12 protein-coding genes are annotated in these 17534 nt (G+C 71.6%); 8 read left to right on the forward strand and 4 right to left on the reverse strand.

Going from position 1 to position 17534, the window contains the following annotated elements; all coding sequences use genetic code 11:
* Positions 1 to 20: 20 nt before the first annotated feature.
* The 4 genes from AC0B9F_RS23055 to AC0B9F_RS23070 form a co-directional block, all read right to left on the reverse strand.
* On the reverse strand, positions 21 to 1538 hold the full coding sequence (locus AC0B9F_RS23055; protein ID WP_472005493.1) for a glycoside hydrolase family 3 protein: 1518 nt from the start codon (positions 1536 to 1538) through the stop codon (positions 21 to 23).
* Between the two features lie 6 nt (positions 1539 to 1544).
* Positions 1545 to 2375 (reverse strand): carbohydrate ABC transporter permease, encoded by an 831-nt coding sequence (locus tag AC0B9F_RS23060; protein ID WP_472005495.1) that lies wholly within the window; start codon positions 2373 to 2375, stop codon positions 1545 to 1547.
* Positions 2372 to 3370, reverse strand: coding sequence for a carbohydrate ABC transporter permease (locus tag AC0B9F_RS23065; RefSeq protein WP_472005497.1), 999 nt, complete (start codon positions 3368 to 3370; stop codon positions 2372 to 2374). The genes AC0B9F_RS23060 and AC0B9F_RS23065 overlap by 4 nt, the downstream gene beginning before the upstream one ends.
* A gap of 84 nt (positions 3371 to 3454) precedes the next feature.
* A complete protein-coding gene (locus AC0B9F_RS23070) occupies positions 3455 to 4732 on the reverse strand; it encodes an extracellular solute-binding protein (protein ID WP_472005499.1) in 1278 nt (425 codons plus the stop codon).
* A 318-nt stretch (positions 4733 to 5050) separates the two neighbouring features.
* On the opposite strand from AC0B9F_RS23070, the gene AC0B9F_RS23075 reads away from it, so the two are divergent.
* The 8 genes from AC0B9F_RS23075 to AC0B9F_RS23110 all read left to right on the forward strand — a co-directional run bounded on the left by AC0B9F_RS23075 (position 5051) and on the right by AC0B9F_RS23110 (position 17501).
* Positions 5051 to 5815 (forward strand): GntR family transcriptional regulator, encoded by a 765-nt coding sequence (locus AC0B9F_RS23075; RefSeq protein WP_472005501.1) that lies wholly within the window; start codon positions 5051 to 5053, stop codon positions 5813 to 5815.
* Positions 5816 to 5962: 147 nt separating this feature from the next.
* Positions 5963 to 7243: an amidohydrolase family protein gene (locus AC0B9F_RS23080; protein WP_472005503.1), complete on the forward strand. Its 1281-nt coding sequence runs from the start codon at positions 5963 to 5965 to the stop codon at positions 7241 to 7243.
* Positions 7244 to 7622: 379 nt separating this feature from the next.
* Entirely contained in the window at positions 7623 to 9104 is a 1482-nt protein-coding gene (locus AC0B9F_RS23085; protein ID WP_472005505.1) for an NCS1 family nucleobase:cation symporter-1, read from the forward strand.
* Positions 9105 to 9148: 44 nt separating this feature from the next.
* Positions 9149 to 9874, forward strand: a complete 726-nt coding sequence (locus AC0B9F_RS23090; protein ID WP_472005507.1) for an aspartate/glutamate racemase family protein — start codon at positions 9149 to 9151, stop codon at positions 9872 to 9874.
* Positions 9875 to 10006: 132 nt separating this feature from the next.
* Entirely contained in the window at positions 10007 to 10657 is a 651-nt protein-coding gene (locus tag AC0B9F_RS23095) for a GntR family transcriptional regulator (protein ID WP_472005509.1), read from the forward strand.
* 262 nt (positions 10658 to 10919) lie between these two features.
* Positions 10920 to 12416, forward strand: coding sequence for an alpha-amylase (locus AC0B9F_RS23100; protein WP_472005511.1), 1497 nt, complete (start codon positions 10920 to 10922; stop codon positions 12414 to 12416).
* Positions 12417 to 12494: 78 nt separating this feature from the next.
* Positions 12495 to 14048 carry an MFS transporter gene (locus AC0B9F_RS23105; protein ID WP_472005513.1) on the forward strand — a complete coding sequence of 518 codons (1554 nt, stop codon included), beginning with the start codon at positions 12495 to 12497 and terminating at the stop codon, positions 14046 to 14048.
* A 78-nt stretch (positions 14049 to 14126) separates the two neighbouring features.
* Positions 14127 to 17501 carry a pyruvate carboxylase gene (locus AC0B9F_RS23110; RefSeq protein ID WP_472005515.1) on the forward strand — a complete coding sequence of 1125 codons (3375 nt, stop codon included), beginning with the start codon at positions 14127 to 14129 and terminating at the stop codon, positions 17499 to 17501.
* Positions 17502 to 17534 lie beyond the last annotated feature (33 nt).

Below are 17534 nucleotides of genomic sequence, written 5' to 3' on the forward strand. Positions count from 1 at the left end.
GGTAATCCAGGCGCGGACGGTCAGACCCCGGTGATGCGTTCCGCCGCCGCGATCGCGCACACCCGGGCGGCGCCGTGGGTGGCGAGGTGCAGGGCGCCGCGCGCGGTGGCCTGGGCGACGCCCATCTCCACCACGATCGTGTCGGGACGCTCGGCGAGCAGGGCGTCCAGGGCCGACCCCATCCACGCGTGCCGGTGCTCGTCGCGCACCACGGCGACCAGCCGCCGGCCCCGCGCCGCGGCGAGCGCCGCCTCGCCCGCGCCGTCACCGGTGAACACACCCGTCGCGGTGCCGGGCAGCAGACGCGCCAGCTCGGCGCCGACGCCCCACGGCGTCTCGTCGCCGACGGCGATGTTGGGCGCCGGGCTGAACGTGGCCACGTACACCGGCTCGGACACCGGACCCGCGTCGGCCGTGCCCCGCGTCACGGTGATCGCGCGGCGGGCCGCCGTGAGGCCGATCTCCGCGTCGGATTCCGTCCCGGGGTGCGCCTCGCGGGCCGCCTCCGTGGTCCACCGGGCCAGCTCCCGCACCCGGGCGGCCGCGTCGGCCAGCCGTTCCTCGGGCAGTTCCCCGGAGCGTACGGCGGCCACGAGCGCGTCCCGCAGCCGCAGCACGATGTCCTCGTCGCACAGCCCGCCGCCGACGCAGATCGCGTCCGCGCCCGCCGCGAGGGCGAGGACGGTACCCCGCTCGATGCCGTACGTGCCGGAGATGGCGCGCATCTCCATGCCGTCCGTGACGATCAGGCCCTGGTAGCCGAGTTCGCCGCGCAGCAGATCGGTCAGGATGGGGCGGGACAGGGTGGCCGGGTGCTCCGGGTCGAGGGCCGGAACCAGGATGTGGGCGCTCATCACGGCGCGCGTGCCGGCCGCGATCGCCGCGCGGAAGGGCGCCAGTTCCCGTGCGTGCAGGGTGGCCGCGTCGACGTCGATGCGCGGCAGGGCGAGGTGTGAGTCGACGCCGGTGTCGCCGTGGCCGGGGAAGTGCTTGGTGCAGGCGGCGATGCCCGCCGACTGCAGGCCCTCGACGTACGCGGCCGTGTGCCGGGCCACCAGGTCGGGATCGGCGCCGAAGGAACGCACGCCGATCACCGGGTTGTCGGGGTTGGCGTTGACGTCGGCGGACGGCGCCCAGTTGAAGGTGACGCCGCACGCGGCGAGCCGGCGGCCCAGCTCGCGGGCCACGCCCCGGGTCAGCTCGGTGTCGTCGACCGCGCCGAGGGCGTTGTTGCCGGGGAACGAGGAGCCGGTGTGCACCTCCAGGCGCGTGACGTCGCCGCTCTCCTCGTCGATCGCGACCAGCACGTCGTCGCGCTCGGCCCGCAGCTGCGTGGTCAGCTCGGCGACCTGCGCGGCGGTGGTGACGTTGCGGCCGAACAGGCCTACGGAGACCAGGCCTTCGCCGAGCCGGCGGCGCACCCAGTCCGGCGCGCTCGTGCCGGCGAAGCCGGGCTGCAGCACGGCGAGCGCGTCGCGGGTGACGGTGTCGCCCGCGGCGGAGCCGCTGCCGGACGCGGTGCTGGTGAATGTCGTCATCGGGCGTTATCCCTTCACGGCGCCGTCGGTGAGGCCGCTGACGGCCTTGCGCTGCAGGAAGACGAAGAGGACCAGGATCGGGAGGGCGAACAGCGTGGAGGCGGCCATCGTGGCGCCCCAGTCGTCACCGAAGGCGGTACGGAACTGGGAGATCCACAGCGGGAGCGTCTGCTTCTCGATGCTCTTGTTGAGGATCAGGACCAGCGGGAACTCGTTCCAGGCGGTGATGAAGCCGAACAGCGAGGTGGCCATCAGGCCGGGCGCGAGCAGCGGGAAGATCACCTTGACGAAGGCCTGGGCGCGGGTGCAGCCGTCGACCATCGCGGACTCCTCCAGCTCCCTCGGCACGGCGGCCACATAGCCGCGCAGCGTCAGGATCGTGAACGGCAGCACCATCATCATGTAGAAGACGGTCAGCGGCACCAGGCTGTCGAGCATGTCGCTGTCCCGCACCAGCATGTAGTTGGCGATGATCATGACTTCCCAGGGCGCCATCTGCGCCAGCATGAAGGTCACGACGAACACGCCGCGCCCCTTGAACCGCATCCGCGCGAGGGCGAAGGACGCGAACAGGGCGATGACCAGCGACAGCACCACCGCGAGCACCGTGACGGTGACGGAGTTGCGCACCAGCGTCCAGAAGTGGTCCGCGTGCACGGCCTTGCCGAAGTGCGCGAACGTGATGTCCGTCGGGAACCACACCGGGTCCTCGGCGATGATGTCGCCGGTCGGTTTCAGGGCCGTGGCGAACATCCAGTAGACGGGGAACGCGAAACCCACGAAGAGGATGACGGCGGTCGCGTTGGGCCAGATGCGGCCGAAGATCGAGCGCTTCACAGGTCGCCCTCCTCTTGCTTGAGCACCATGCGCAGGTAGTACGAGGTGAGGGCGAGCAGGACCAGCACGGTGAGGAAAGAGATGGCGGCGCCCATGCCGAAGTGCTGGTTGCCGACGCCCTCGACGAACGCGTACACCGGCAGGGTCTCCGTCAGCCGGTCCGGGCCGCCCTCGTTCATCGCGAAGACCTGCGGGAACGCCTTGAAGACCCAGATGACCTCGAGGAACGTGGTCGAGTACAGGAAGGGCCGCAGGAAGGGGAACGTCACCGAGGTGAAGCTCTTCCAGCTGCCGGCGCCGTCCAGGGAGGCCGCCTCGTACAGCTCGCGCGGGATGGTGGTCGTGGCGGCGTAGAGGTTGATCGCCACGAACGGGATGGACTGCCACACGATCAGCAGTGTGATCACGGAGAACGTCGAGAACTGTGTGCCGAGCCAGTTGTAGTCGGCCATCGAGTGCCAGCCGAGCTTGTCCAGCACCCAGTTGACGACGCCGAAGCGCTGGGCGAACAGCCACTGGTAGACGGTGGTGGCGGCGATGACGGGCATCGCCCAGGCGAGGACCAGGCCGAGCAGGAGCAGCAGCCGCATCTTCTTGCCGAGCCGGGCCAGCAGAAGGCCGGTCAGGGTGCCCAGCAGCATGATCAGCACGACATTGGCGAGCGTGAAGAGCACCGAGCGCTTGACGACCCGCCAGAAGTCCGAACCGGTCAGGACGTCACGGTAGTTGTCGAAGCCGTTCCACTCGGTCAGGTGGAGGATCAGCTGGCGCGGGTTGAGGTTCTGGAACGACAGCATGCCGTTCTTCACCAGGGGCACGCCGAGCAGGATCAGGGTGGCGAGCAGCGCGGGCAGCAGGAGCAGGTAGGGGGCGGCGTTCCGCCGGCCGCGTGCGGGCCCGGTGGTGCCTGTCCCGTCACGCGGGGGCGAGGGAGCCTGGGCCTTACGGACGCCGGGCCCCCCGGCCGTGTCCGTGCCTTCGGTCTGCACTGGCATGACTTGCCGTCTCTTCCGTGGCCGTACGAACAACACAAGTGGGTACGGGGGCGGGGCGTCCGCCCCCGCCCCCTCGACCGCCCGTCAGTTCTTCTGGGACAGGCGCTTGTTGATCTCGGACTCCACGTCCTTGGCCGCGTCCGCAGGGGCCTTGCCGTTGAGGACCGCCGTCATGTAGCTCTTGATCGGGTTCGGGGTGTTCTCCACCGCAGCCCACTCCGGGATCAGCGGCGTGGTGCCGCCGACGGCCGCGGCCGGCGCGGCGGCCTCGGCGACGGCGTTGCCCTGCAGGTTGCTCTGCAGGGACTGCTTGTTCGGCACGATGCCGTTGAGCTTGGTCAGCTCGCCCTCGAACTTGTCCGACAGGGCGAGCTTCAGGAACTCCTTGGCCAGCGTCTGCTTCTTGCTGCCGGCGGCGACGGCGAGGTTGGACCCGCCGAGGAAGACGCTCTCGGGCTTCCCGGCGGTGGCGCCCGGGATGGTGAAGTAGCCGAGGTCCTTCTCGATGGCCTTGTTGGCCGTGACCGCGGTCCCCGCCTCCCAGCCCATGCCGATGAACGCGCCGGTCTTGCCCTTGGCGAACACCTCGGCCTGCTGCGGGGTGGCCTCGTCCTTGTCCTTGGGGGCCTTGGAGTAGGAGGCGTACTTCTTGTAGATCTCCATGGCCGCACCGACCTTCGGGTCGCCGAGGTTGGAGACGTACTTGTCGCCGTCCTTCTTCACCAGGTCGGCGCCCTGACCGATGATCAGGCCGTCGAGGAAGTACCAGTTCTGGCCGGGCATGTAGATCGGCTCGGCGTCGGTCTTCTTGCCGATGGTCTCCAGGTCCTTGAAGAACTCGTCCCGCGTCTTGGGCGTGTCCTTGATGCCGGCCTGGGCCCAGATCTTCTTGTTGTAGATGACGATGCGGTTGGCGAAGTACCAGGGGGCGGCGTACTGCTTGCCCTCGTAGACGGAGGAGGCGGAGACGGCCGGGGTCCAGTCGGCGCCGATCGCCTGCTTCACGTCGCCGAGTTCGGCGAGACCACCGGTGGCGGCGTAGGCCGGGGTCTGGGTGTTGCCGACCTCGATGACGTCCGGCGGGGTGGACTCCGACAGCGCGGTGGTGATCTTCTGCTGGATCCCGTCCCACTTCTGGGTCTCGAACTTGACCTTGGCGCCGGTCTTCGCCTCGAAGGCCGCCTGCACGTCCTTGGTCCACTGGGCCGGGGCCGAGCCGTCCATCGTCCACACGACCAGGGTCTGGCCCTTGGAGCTGTCCTGCCCGGCGTCCTTGCCGTTGTCGCCGCTGTCGCCCCCGCACGCCGCGATGGACATCATCATGCCCGCGATACCGATCGCGGCAACCAGCTTGAGCTTCACGCCACCCCTCCTAAGGAATACCTCTCACCCACGCCCTCGGCGGTGACCTGCGGAAACCGGCACTCCTGCACGGCGGGCTGGGGAACCTGGCCCCAATGGTGTAGACCAGCACCGCGAGCTTGGCCTAGACCTATGGGGCTGTCAAGGGGTGTTCAGGGAGGCGATGTCCGTCGTGACCGGAACGTCACCGGCCGCCGCACCGCACCGCCGCAACCCGGCTTGGACTAGACCAAGTGTCGATACGTCGCTATAACGGAGAACCGCCGAGCGGCCCGCTGCCGTCGGCCGTATCGGGCACCGGAGCCGGGAAGGCGGGTCATGAGCACCGACGTCAGCAGTGCCCAGGGGGAGCGGCGAGGGCCGGACCGCACCGCGCGGGTGCCGAAGTACTACCGGATCAAAAAAAGGCTGCTGGAGATGACCGAGGCGCGGCAGCCCGGCGCGCCGTTGCCGGCGGAACGGCTGCTCGCCCTGGACTTCCGCACCTCCCGCACCACCGTCCGCAAGGCGCTGCAGGAGCTGGTCGGCGAGGGCAGGCTGGACCGCGTCCAGGGCAAGGGCACGTTCGTCGCGCGCCCCAAGGTGTACCGCACGCTCGACCTGACCTCCTACACCGAGGACATGGAGGCCCAGGGCATGCGCCCCGCCTCCCGGGTGCTGGACATCGGTTACGTCAGCGCCGACGCCACGCTGGCCGGACTGCTCGATGTGACGGCCGGCGAACGCGTTCTGCGGGTGGAGCGGCTACGGCTCGCGAGCGATGAGCCGATGGCGATCGAGGCGACCCATCTGCCGGACCGCCGCTTCCCCGGACTGCGCCGCAACCTGGCGAAGTACACCTCCCTCTACACGGCCCTCGCCGAGCAGTACGGCGTGCGGCTCGCGGAGGCCGACGAGACGATCGAGACCTCGCTCGCCACCCCGCGCGAGGCCGGGCTGCTCGCCACGGACGTCGGCCTGCCGATGCTGCTGCTGTCCCGTCACTCCCGTGACGCGGAGGGCAGGCCGGTGGAGTGGGTCCGCTCGGTCTACCGCGGCTCGCGCTACAAGTTCACCGCCACGCTGACACGTCCCGCGCGCTGAACGGAGGTCCTGGTCGCGGCGTAGAAAATTGGATACCAAATCTCGGCTGCACCTGTCCTGTCGGACAAGAACCCTTGTGGTGCAGTCGAATTTTGGTATACAAAACGGAGACCTGTTGAACGCCCGCCCAGGTCTCAGGAGCGTCTCATGTGTCTGGAGTCCGTCCCCCCGCCCCCCAGCCGGCTCACCCGACGCGGTGTGCTCGCGGGTGCCGCGGCACTCGCCGGGACGGCCACCGTCCTCGCCGGCGCGGCACCCGAGGCGGCTGCCCGCCCGGCGGACCGGCCGGAGCCGGGCACCGCCGGTGACCTGGTGATCGAGGGCGGCACGCTGCTGGACCCGGCCACCGGCGAAGTCACCGAGGACGCCGTCGTCGTGATCCGCGGCGGCAGGGTGCGGTGGGCCGGGCGGCGCGGCAAGACGTCGGTCCCCGCCGGGCTGCCACGGCTCGACGCGCACGGCCACTGGGTGCTGCCGGGCCTGGTCGACGCCCATATCCACCTCCAGACCGTGACCGAGGCGCGCGCCGCGCTGACGCACGGCGCCACCAGCGCCCGCAGTGGCTCCGCCACCTTCTTCCAGGACATCGCCGTCCGCGAACTCGCCCGCCGGCTGCCCACCCGGGCGCCGCGGCTCACCGCCGCGGGCGTCTTCGTCACTCCCGACCTCGGCGAGTCGGTGCTCGCCGACCCCGAACTGGCGCCCCTGACCGCGCTCTCGGACGGCGTGCGCTCCGCCGAGGCGCTGCGGCGCGTCGTCGAGGTCAACCTCGCCCGCGGCGCCGACGTGATCAAGACCCGCGTCAATGAGCGCGCCGGGCTGGCGGAACAGGACCCGCTCACCCAGGTCTACTCCTACGAGCAGCTCGCCGAGGTCGTCGCGGCCGCACGGCGCGGCGGCAGGGGAGTGCTGTGCCACAGCTACAGCGCCAAGGGCTGCGACGACGCGGTGCGCGCCGGCATCCGCTCACTGGAGCACGGGGTGTTCGTCGCCGAACGCACGCTGTACGACATGGCGCGCCGCGGGACGTACTTCACGCCCACCCTCACCGCCATCGCCGGCATGGTGGGCGACCCGAACCCGGTGCTCGACGAGCGGGGCCGCACGTTCCTGCCGGTGCTGAAGGAGGCGGTGCGGACCGCGCACGCGCTCGGCGTACCGCTGGCCGCCGGCACCGACTCCTCCGGCGGCGTGGTCGACCCCGTCGGCGGCGAGGTCGTCCTGATGCACAGCGCGGGCCTCACGCCGCTGGACGCGATCCGCACGGCGACGACGAACGCGGCCCGGCTGCTCGGGCTGGAGGGCGCCGTCGGCCGGCTGGCCCCCGGCTTCGCGGGCGACGCCGTCCTGCTGGCCGGTGACCCGCTGGCCGACCTGACGCTCCTCACCCGTCCCACACGGGTCGTCCACGCGGGCCGACCCGTCTGACCCCGCCACCGACGCGGCACCGGGTCCGCCTCGACGAGGAACTGGGGGCCACAGGTCCTGGTCGATCTGCCGCCCAGGGAGGCCGTGGTGCACGGCGGCCGGGTGGTGGCCCGAGCCGGCCGCCTGACCTGACGCCACGTCAACTACGTCAGCCGCAGCGTGAGTCACCTTCCGCGGCAGCGCGAATCGACCTGCACGAGCCCTCCCGTGCAGGCCCCTTCGCGCTGCCCTTTTTCATCCGGTAAGAACCAGTTCGTCAAGTTCCGCCCCACCTCTTGACGGTGGTCTTCGGCGAAAACTACGTTCATTGGCGCGGAAGTTAACTTCCACTTTGTGGAAACCTCTGACAGTTCCCGCCCTCCCCCTCCCGGAGTCCCGTATGACCGCGCTGGACAACCGGTCGTCCGTGGAGACCAGCAGCACTCCCAGCCCTGGTCTCTACACGTACGATCTCGCCCCCACGAAGAAGGAAGGGCGCCGCTGGGGCGCCTACAACGTCTTCACCCTGTGGGCCAACGACGTGCACAGCCTCGGCAACTACGCCTTCGCCATCGGGCTGTTCGCGCTCGGCCTGAACGTGTGGGGCATCCTGGCCGCCTTCGCGCTCGCCTCCCTGCTGCTGTTCCTGCTGCTCACCCTGTCCGGCTTCATGGGACACAAGACCGGCGTGCCCTTCCCGGTCATGAGCCGCATCGCCTTCGGCATCCACGGCGCGAAGATCCCGGCCGGTGTGCGCGGTCTGGTCGCCATCGCCTGGTTCGGCATCCAGACCTATCTCGCCTCCTCCGTGCTGAGCACCCTGCTCGTCGCGATGTTCCCCGGCCTCGGCCGGCTCGACGACGACTCCCTGCTCGGCCAGTCCACCCTCGGCTGGATCACCTTCCTGGCGCTGTGGGGCCTGCAGGTCCTCATCGTCAGCTACGGCATGCAGATGATCCGCCGCTACATGGCGTTCGCGGCCCCCACCACCCTGATCACCATGTGCGCCCTCGCCGCCTGGATGTTCTTCCGCGCCGGCGGATCGATCTCCCTGTCCGACGGCGACCCGCTCACCGGCGGCGCGATGTGGCTCCAGGTCTTCCAGGCCGCCGCGCTGTGGGTCGTCATCTACGGCACGTTCGTCCTGAACTTCTGCGACTTCACCCGCTCCGCCCGCACCCGCGGGGCCATCGTGCGCGGCAACGTCATCGGCATCCCGGTGAACATGCTCTTCTTCGCCGTGATCGTCTCGGTCCTCAGCGGCGCCCAGTTCAAGCTCGACGGGCACATCATCACCAGCCCGACGGACATCGTGCGGACCATCCCGAACATGGCCCTGCTGGCCGTCGCCTCCCTCGCGCTGATCGCCCTGACCGTGGCCGTCAACCTGCTGGCCAACTTCGTCGCCCCGATCTACGCCCTGGTCAGCCTCTTCCCGCGCAGCCTCGACTTCCGCAAGGCCGGCCTGGTCAGCGCGGTCCTCGGCCTGATCATCACCCCCTGGAACCTCTACAACAGCCCCGTCGTCGTCAACTACTTCCTCGGCGGCCTCGGCGCGCTCCTCGGCCCGCTGTTCGGCGTCGTCATGGCCGACTACTGGCTGCTGCGTCGCTCCCGGGTCAACGTGCCCCACCTGTACACCGAGGACGCCGGCGGCGACTACCACTACCGGCGCGGCTACAACCCGCGCGCCGTCGCCGCCTTCCTGCCCAGCGCGGCCATCGCCGTCACCGTGGCCCTGGTGCCCTTCTTCCACTCCGCGGCCGGGTTCTCGTGGTTCATCGGCGCACTCCTCGCCGCCGCCCTGTACGCCGTCATCGCGGACCGGTCCGCGGCCGCCCGGGACGTCGACGGCGAGGCCATCGCCGTCGCCGCCGAGTGAGCCGGCCCGGGCCGAGTCAGCCACGCCACGCAGAAAGCCGACCCATGCGCATCCTCGTCGTCAACGTCAACACCACGCAGTCCATCACCGACGCCATCGGCCGGACGGCGGCCGCCGCGGCCTCGCCCGGCACCGAGATCGTCCCGCTGACCCCGGCGTTCGGCGCGGAGTCGGTCGAGGGCAACTACGAGAGCTACCTCGCCGCCATCGCCGTGATGGAGACCGTGCGCGCCTACGAGGGCCACTACGACGCCGTCATCCAGGCCGGATACGGCGAGCACGGCCGCGAGGGGCTGCAGGAGCTGCTCGACGTGCCGGTCGTCGACATCACGGAGGCGGCCGCGAGCACCGCCCAGTTCCTCGGCCGCAGCTACTCCGTGGTCACCACCCTCGACCGCACGGTCCCGCTCATCGAGGAGCGTCTCCACGCGGCCGGGCTGAACGCGCGCTGCGCCTCCGTGCGGGCCAGCGGGCTCGCCGTGCTGGACCTGGAGGAGGACGAGAAGGTGGCCGTGGACGCCATCGCCGAGCAGGCCGTGCACGCCGTCGAGCACGATCGGGCGGAGGTGATCTGCCTCGGCTGCGGCGGTATGGCGGGCCTCGCCGAGCGCGTCGTGGAACGCGCCGGGGTCCCCGTCGTGGACGGCGTGGCGGCGGCCGTCACCGTCGCCGAGTCACTGGTCCGCCTGGGCCTGAGGACGTCGAAGGTGCGCACCTACGCCCGCCCGCGCCCCAAGCTCATCGCCAACTGGCCGCCGAAGGCCTGCTGACCCCCGCTCGACCCTTCCTCCGCTCGCCCCTTCCTCGCCACCGGCTAAGGTCACTGTGGCTTGGTCCCCCGGCCCACTGGCACCCGCACAGCGCCGGCGGGCCGCCGGGGACGTGACGAGAGAAGGACGACCATGACGGGGTCAGAGGGGTTCACGCCCGAGTCGGAGCGCGTGACCGGGCAGCTGCGGGACGAGATCCTCGACGGGGTGCGGAAGCCGGGCAGCCGGCTGGTCGAGCGGGAGCTCGCCGAGTCCCTGGGCGTGAGCCGGCTGCCCATCCGCGACGCCCTCAAGACGCTCGTCGCCGAGGGCCTGGTCACCCCGCGGCCGCGCAGCTGGGCGGTGGTCCGCGAGTTCACCCCGTCCGACCTGGCCGACCTCGACGAGGTGCGCGGCGTCCTGGAGACCCTGGCCTTCCGGCTCGCCGCGCAGCGCCACACCCGCGAGGGGCTGCAGCGGCTGCGCACCGACCTCGACCGCGAACTGGCGGCGGCCCGGGCCGGCGACGCCGTCAGCGCGCGCCGGGCCGCGGCCGACTTCCACCAGACGGTGATCTGGCTGGCCGCCAACGAGCTGCTGAGCGAGCTGGAACGCGTCATGCGCAGCCGGGTGCGCTGGCTGCTCGGCCAGCACGACGACCTCCTCGGCATCGCCGAGGAACACGAGACCCTCTATCAGGCCATCGCCGACCGCGACGTCACCCGCGTCGAGTCCCTGGTCCTGAACCACCTCGCCACCAGCCGCGCCGCGGTCAAGGGCCACCGCACGCCGAACGACGTCTGACGTCCGGCGCCGCCCCCCTTTTTTTCGGAGGGTGACCGGCCGGCTCCGCCGTGATGGCGGGGCCGGCCGGCATGCCCGAGGCTGGGGAAGTGCGGCGCGACGACCATCGAAGCGCCGGACCCGGACACCGGCGGTTCGCCGAGGCCGGCTTGGCGCCAGGCGCCCCGGCGGCACTGGGGGCCGTACCCATCGCCGTACCCATCGGCGCCGACGCGTGGCACCCTGGCGGCCGGGACTCGCTCAAGCCCGAGGAGCCGCTCGCATGACGGTCGTGTACGAGATCAACACCCTGGTGTGGCTGGACGAGTTGAGCGAGCGGTACGGCCGCCCCGTCACCCTCGGCGATGTGCCCGGCGAGGACTGGGACGCCCTCGCCCGGCCCGGCGTCGACACGGTGTGGCTGATGGGCGTGTGGCTGCGCAGCCCGGCCGGTCTCGCCCTCGCCCTGCGCGACCCCGGCCTGCGCGCCTCCTTCCGCGCGGCCCTGCCCGGCCTCACCGAGGCGGACATCGCCGGCTCCCCCTACTGCGTACGCGACTACACCGCCGACGCCCGACTCGGCGGCCCCGGCGCACTGGCCGAGGCCCGCGCCCAGCTCGCCGCGCGGGGCCTGAAGCTGCTCCTCGACCACGTCCCCAACCACGTCGCCCCCGACCACCCCTGGACCGCCACCCGCCCCGGCTGCCTGATCCAGGGCACCGCCGACGACCTCGCCCACGCGCCCGACGCCTACGTCCGGGCCGCCGGACGCGTCTACGCCCGTGGCCGTGACCCCTACTTCCCGCCCTGGCCCGACGTCGTCCAGCTCAACGCGTTCAGCGCCGGGCTGCGGGACGCCGCCGTCGAGACGCTGATCGCGATCGGAGACCAGGCGGACGGCGTGCGCTGCGACATGGCGATGCTCATGACCAACGAGGTGTTCGCCCGCACCTGGGGCGAGCGCGCGGGCCCCGTGCCGGCCGAGGACTTCTGGCCGTACGTGATCCCACGGGTACGCGCCCGCCACCCGCGGATGCTCTTCGTAGCCGAGGCCTACTGGGACATGGAGTACCTCCTCCAGCAGCAGGGCTTCGACCACGCCTACGACAAACGGCTCTACGACCGCCTCGTCCACGAGGACGCCGACGCCGTCCGCGCCCATCTGCGCGCCGGGCTCGGCTACCAGCGCGGCCTCGTCCGCTTCCTGGAGAACCACGACGAACCCCGCGCCGCCGCGGCCCTGCCCGGCGCCCGCGCCCGCGCGGCGGCCGTCACCGTCGCCACCCTGCCCGGCGCGACCCTGTGGCACGAGGGCCAGTTCGAGGGCCGCCGCACGCGGCTTCCCGTGTTCCTCACCCGCCGCCCCGCCGAACCACCCGACGACGACCTGCGCGCCTTCTACGACCGGCTCCTTGCGGCCGCGGCCGCGGTACGCCGCGGCGACTGGCGCCTGCTGGAGACCACCGGCCGGCCGGACAACGACAACCACCGCGCCCTGCTCCCCTGGAGCTGGACCGCCCCGAACGCCCGCCACCTCGTCGTCGTCAACCACTCCGACCACCCCGCACAGGGCCGCGTCCGCCTCCCCTGGGACGACCTGCGCGGCACCGGTCACCGCCTGACGGACCTGCTCACCGGCCGGTCCTACGACCGCGACGGCGACGAACTGGCCGACGCCGGCCTCCACATCGACCTGCCCGCATGGCAGACCCATGTGCTCACCGTGCCGGTGCCCGGTCCGGGATCCGGCACCCTGCGTACGGCCGCTGTCACCGGCTGACGTGGCACGCCCGGTCGAGTGGTGGCCCCGCTGACCCGGGCGTAGCGTCGACCACGGACCCGGCACCCTGGGGCAACTATGAGCACCAGCCCGCAACCGATCTCCGCGACGCAGCCCGCCACCGACCGGCGGGGCGGCGGCGGCAACGCGATGGCCCTGCTGGTCATCGCCTCCTGCCAGCTGATGGTGGTCCTCGACATCACCATCGTGAACATCGCCCTGCCGCACATCCAGAGCGCGCTGAACTTCTCCACCACCAGCCTGGCCTGGGTGGTCAACGCCTACACCCTCACCTTCGGCGGTCTGCTGCTGCTCGGCGGCCGCACCGGCGACATCCTCGGCAGACGGCGCGTCTTCATGTTCGGCGTCGGCCTGTTCGCGGTCGCCTCCCTCCTCGGCGGCCTCGCCCAGAACCCCGGCGAGTTGCTCGCCGCCCGCGCCCTGCAGGGCGTCGGCGGGGCCATCGCCTCCCCGACCGCGCTGTCCCTGGTCAGCACCACCTTCAAGGAGGGACCGGACCGCAACCGGGCCTTCGGCGTGTTCGCCGCGGTCTCCGCGGGCGGCGGCGCCATCGGCCTGCTCATGGGCGGCATCCTCGTGGAGTGGCTGAACTGGCGCTGGGTGCTGTTCGTCAACGTGCCCATCGGCGTGCTCATCATCCTCGCCACCCCCCGCTTCATCCGGGAGTCCGAACGCCACCCCGGGCACTTCGACGTCGCCGGCGCGCTGACCTCCACCGCCGGCATGGTCCTGCTGGTGTACGGCTTCATCCGGGCTGCCCAGGAGGGCTGGCGGGACCCCTTCACGCTGGCCTCGTTCGCCGCCGCGGTCGTCGTCCTCGTGGGGTTCGTGCTGATCGAACGGCGGTCCAGGCAACCGATCACCCCGCTGCACATGTTCGCCGACCGCAACCGGGCGGGCACCTACGGCATCATGCTGTGCCTGGCCGCGGCGATCTTCGGGATGTTCTTCTTCCTCACGCTGTTCGTGCAGGACGTGCTGAACTTCAGCCCGCTGCAGGCCGGACTCGCGTTCCTGCCGGTCAGCGCGGTCATCGCGGTCGGCGCGGGACTCGCCTCACGATTCCTGCCCCGGTTCGGGCCGAAGCCGTTCATGGTGACCGGGGCGATCCTCGCGGCGGCGGGCCTCGCCTGGCTGACGCTGACCGACGTGCACTCCACGTACGCGGGCAGCATCCTCGGCCCGATGCTCGTCTTCAGCCTGGGCATGGGCATGGAATTCGTGTCGCTGACCCTGATGGCCCTGTCCAACGTGTCCCCCCGGGAGACCGGCGCGGCCTCCGGGCTGCTCAACGCCACCCAGCAGGTCGGCGGCTCCCTCGGCCTGTCCATCCTGGTCACCCTGTTCGGCACGGCCAGCACCGACGAGGCGCACAAACAGATCCCGCGCTTCCTGTCCCAGGCCACCCCCCTGGAACGGCTGCGCTTCCAGCGCACCGGACTGCTGCCCAAGCCCTGGTCCGACGAGATCCTCACCTCCGGCGCGTCGGCCGCGTTCGTCGTCGCCGCGATCTTCGCCGTGCTCGCCGCGCTGATCGCCCTCATCGCGATCCAGGTCCGCCCCGCCGACCTGGAACGACTGCAGGGCCAGACGGGCCTGCCGCCGGGGTGAGTGACCCGCGTCTCATGGCCAGCCGGGGCGGTTGCCGCGACCATGGTGTGACTCACCCGCAGGCCGAAGGGATCGGGGATGCTCCGCAAGGTACTGGTCGCCAACCGTGGCGAGATCGCGATTCGCGCCTTCCGGGCCGGATACGAACTCGGCGCGCGCACCGTGGCCGTCTTCCCGCACGAGGACCGCAACTCGCTGCACCGGCTCAAGGCCGACGAGGCCTACGAGATCGGTGAACCCGGGCATCCGGTGCGGGCCTATCTCTCCGTCGACGAGATCATCCGCGCCGCCCGGCTGGCCGGCGCCGACGCCGTCTACCCCGGCTACGGCTTCCTGTCCGAGAACCCCGAGCTGGCGCGCGCCTGCGAGGAAGCGAGCATCACCTTCGTCGGCCCGAGCGCCCAGATCCTCGAACTGACCGGCAACAAGGCGCGCGCCGTGGCCGCCGCCCGCGAGGCCGGCGTGCCCGTCCTGGGCTCCTCGCAGCCCTCCAACGACATCGACGAACTCGTCCGCGCCGCCGAGGACATCGGCTTCCCCGTCTTCGTCAAGGCCGTCGCCGGCGGCGGCGGGCGCGGCATGCGCCGCGTCGAGGACCCCGCCCACCTCCGCGAGTCCATCGAGGCCGCCTCCCGGGAGGCCGCGTCCGCGTTCGGCGACCCGACGGTCTTCCTGGAGCAGGCCGTAGTCGAGCCCCGCCACATCGAGGTGCAGATCCTCGCCGACGGCGCCGGCAACGTCATCCACCTCTTCGAACGCGACTGCTCGGTGCAGCGCCGCCACCAGAAGGTCATCGAGCTGGCGCCCGCGCCCAACCTCGACCCTGAGCTGCGCGAGCGGATCTGCGCCGACGCCGTGACGTTCGCCCGGCACATCGGCTACCGCAACGCCGGCACCGTGGAATTCCTCCTCGACCGCCAGGGCAGGCACGTCTTCATCGAGATGAACCCGCGCATCCAGGTCGAGCACACGGTCACCGAGGAGGTCACCGACGTCGACCTCGTCCAGTCCCAGCTGCGCATCGCCGCCGGCGAGACCCTCGCCGACCTCGGCCTGTCCCAGGACACGGTCACCCTGCGCGGGGCCGCCCTGCAGTGCCGCATCACCACCGAGGACCCCGCCAACGGCTTCCGCCCCGACACCGGCCGGATCAGCGCCTACCGCTCGCCCGGCGGCTCCGGCATCCGTCTCGACGGCGGCACCACCCACGCCGGCACGGACATCAGCGCCCACTTCGACTCCATGCTGGTCAAGCTGACCTGCCGGGGCCGCGACTTCACCACCGCCGTCAACCGGGCCCGGCGCGCGGTCGCCGAGTTCCGCATCCGCGGTGTGGCCACCAACATCCCCTTCCTGCAGGCCGTCCTCGACGACCCGGACTTCCAGAACGGCAACGTCACCACGTCGTTCATCGAGCAGCGCCCGCACCTGCTCACCTCCCGCCACTCCGCCGACCGCGGCACCAAGCTGCTCACCTTCCTCGCCGACGTCACCGTCAACAAGCCGCACGGCGAACGGCCCGAGCTGATCGACCCGGTGACCAAGCTGCCCGCGCTGCCCGCGGCGGAGCCGCCCGCCGGCTCCAAGCAGAAGCTCACCGAGCTGGGCCCGGAGGGCTTCGCCCGCTGGCTGCGCGCCTCCCCGGCCCTCGGCGTCACCGACACCACCTTCCGCGACGCCCACCAGTCCCTGCTCGCCACCCGGGTGCGCACCAAGGACCTCCTCGCCGTCGCCCCGGTCGTCGCCCGCACCCTGCCCGAGCTGCTGTCCCTGGAGTGCTGGGGCGGCGCCACCTACGACGTCGCGCTGCGCTTCCTCGCCGAGGACCCGTGGGAGCGGCTGGCCGCCCTGCGCGAGGCCGTGCCCAACCTCTGTCTGCAGATGCTGCTGCGCGGCCGCAACACCGTCGGCTACACCCCGTACCCGACCGAGGTCACCGACGCGTTCGTGCAGGAGGCCGCGGCCACCGGCATCGACATCTTCCGCATCTTCGACGCCCTCAACGACGTCGGCCAGATGCGCCCCGCCATCCAGGCCGTCCGCGAGACCGGCACCGCGATCGCCGAGGTCGCCCTGTGCTACACCGGCGACCTCAGCGACCCCGGCGAGCGCCTCTACACCCTCGACTACTACCTGCGCCTCGCCGAGCAGATCGTCGACGCCGGCGCCCACATCCTGGCCGTCAAGGACATGGCGGGCCTGCTGCGCGCCCCGGCCGCCGCGCAGCTCGTCTCCGCGCTGCGCCGCGAGTTCGACCTGCCGGTCCACCTGCACACGCACGACACCGCCGGCGGCCAGCTCGCCACCTACCTCGCCGCGATCCAGGCCGGCGCGGACGCCGTCGACGGGGCGGTGGCCTCCATGGCGGGCACCACCTCGCAGCCGTCGCTGTCGGCGATCGTCGCCGCCACCGACCACTCCGAGCGGCCCACCGGCCTCGACCTGAAGGCGGTCGGCGACCTGGAGCCGTACTGGGAGAGCGTCCGCAAGATCTACGCCCCCTTCGAGGCGGGCCTCGCTTCCCCGACCGGGCGCGTCTACGACCACGAGATCCCCGGCGGCCAGCTGTCCAACCTGCGCACCCAGGCCGTCGCGCTCGGCCTCGGCGACCGGTTCGAGGACATCGAGGCGATGTACGCGGCCGCCGACCGCATCCTGGGCCGCCTGGTCAAGGTCACCCCGTCCTCCAAGGTGGTCGGCGACCTCGCCCTGCACCTGGTCGGCGCCGGCGTGAACCCCAAGGAGTTCGAGGAGTCCCCGGACCGCTTCGACATCCCGGACTCGGTGATCGGCTTCCTGCGCGGCGAGCTGGGCACCCCGCCCGGCGGCTGGCCGGAGCCCTTCCGCACCAAGGCCCTCAAGGGCCGTGCCGAGGCCAAGCCGGCGCCGCAGCTGTCCGCCGAGGACCGCGAGGGCCTGGCCAAGGACCGCCGTGCCACCCTGAACCGGCTCCTCTTCCCCGCTCCGACCCGCGAGTTCGAAACACACCGCCACTCCTACGGCGACACCAGCATCCTCGACAGCAAGGCCTTCTTCTACGGCCTGCGCCCGGGCAAGGAGTACGCCGTCGACCTGGAGCCCGGTGTGCGGCTGCTCATCGGTCTGGAGGCGATCGGCGAGGCCGACGAGCGGGGCCTGCGCACGGTGATGTCCACGCTCAACGGCCAGCTGCGGCCGATCCAGGTCCGCGACGTCGCCGCGTCCGCCGACATCCCGGTCACCGAGAAGGCCGACCGCGCCAACGCCGGGCATGTCGCGGCGCCCTTCGCGGGCGTCGTCACCCTCTCCGTCGCCGAGGGCGATCAGGTGGAGGCGGGCGCCACGGTCGCCACCATCGAGGCGATGAAGATGGAGGCCTCGATCACCGCCGCCAAGGCGGGCACCGTGTCCCGGCTGGCGATCAACCGGGTGCAGCAGGTGGAGGGCGGCGACCTGCTCGTGGTGATCGGCTGAGGCCGGGGGCACCCGCAACGCCGCCGGACCGAC

Source organism: Streptomyces sp. NPDC097129 (assembly GCF_055668065.1).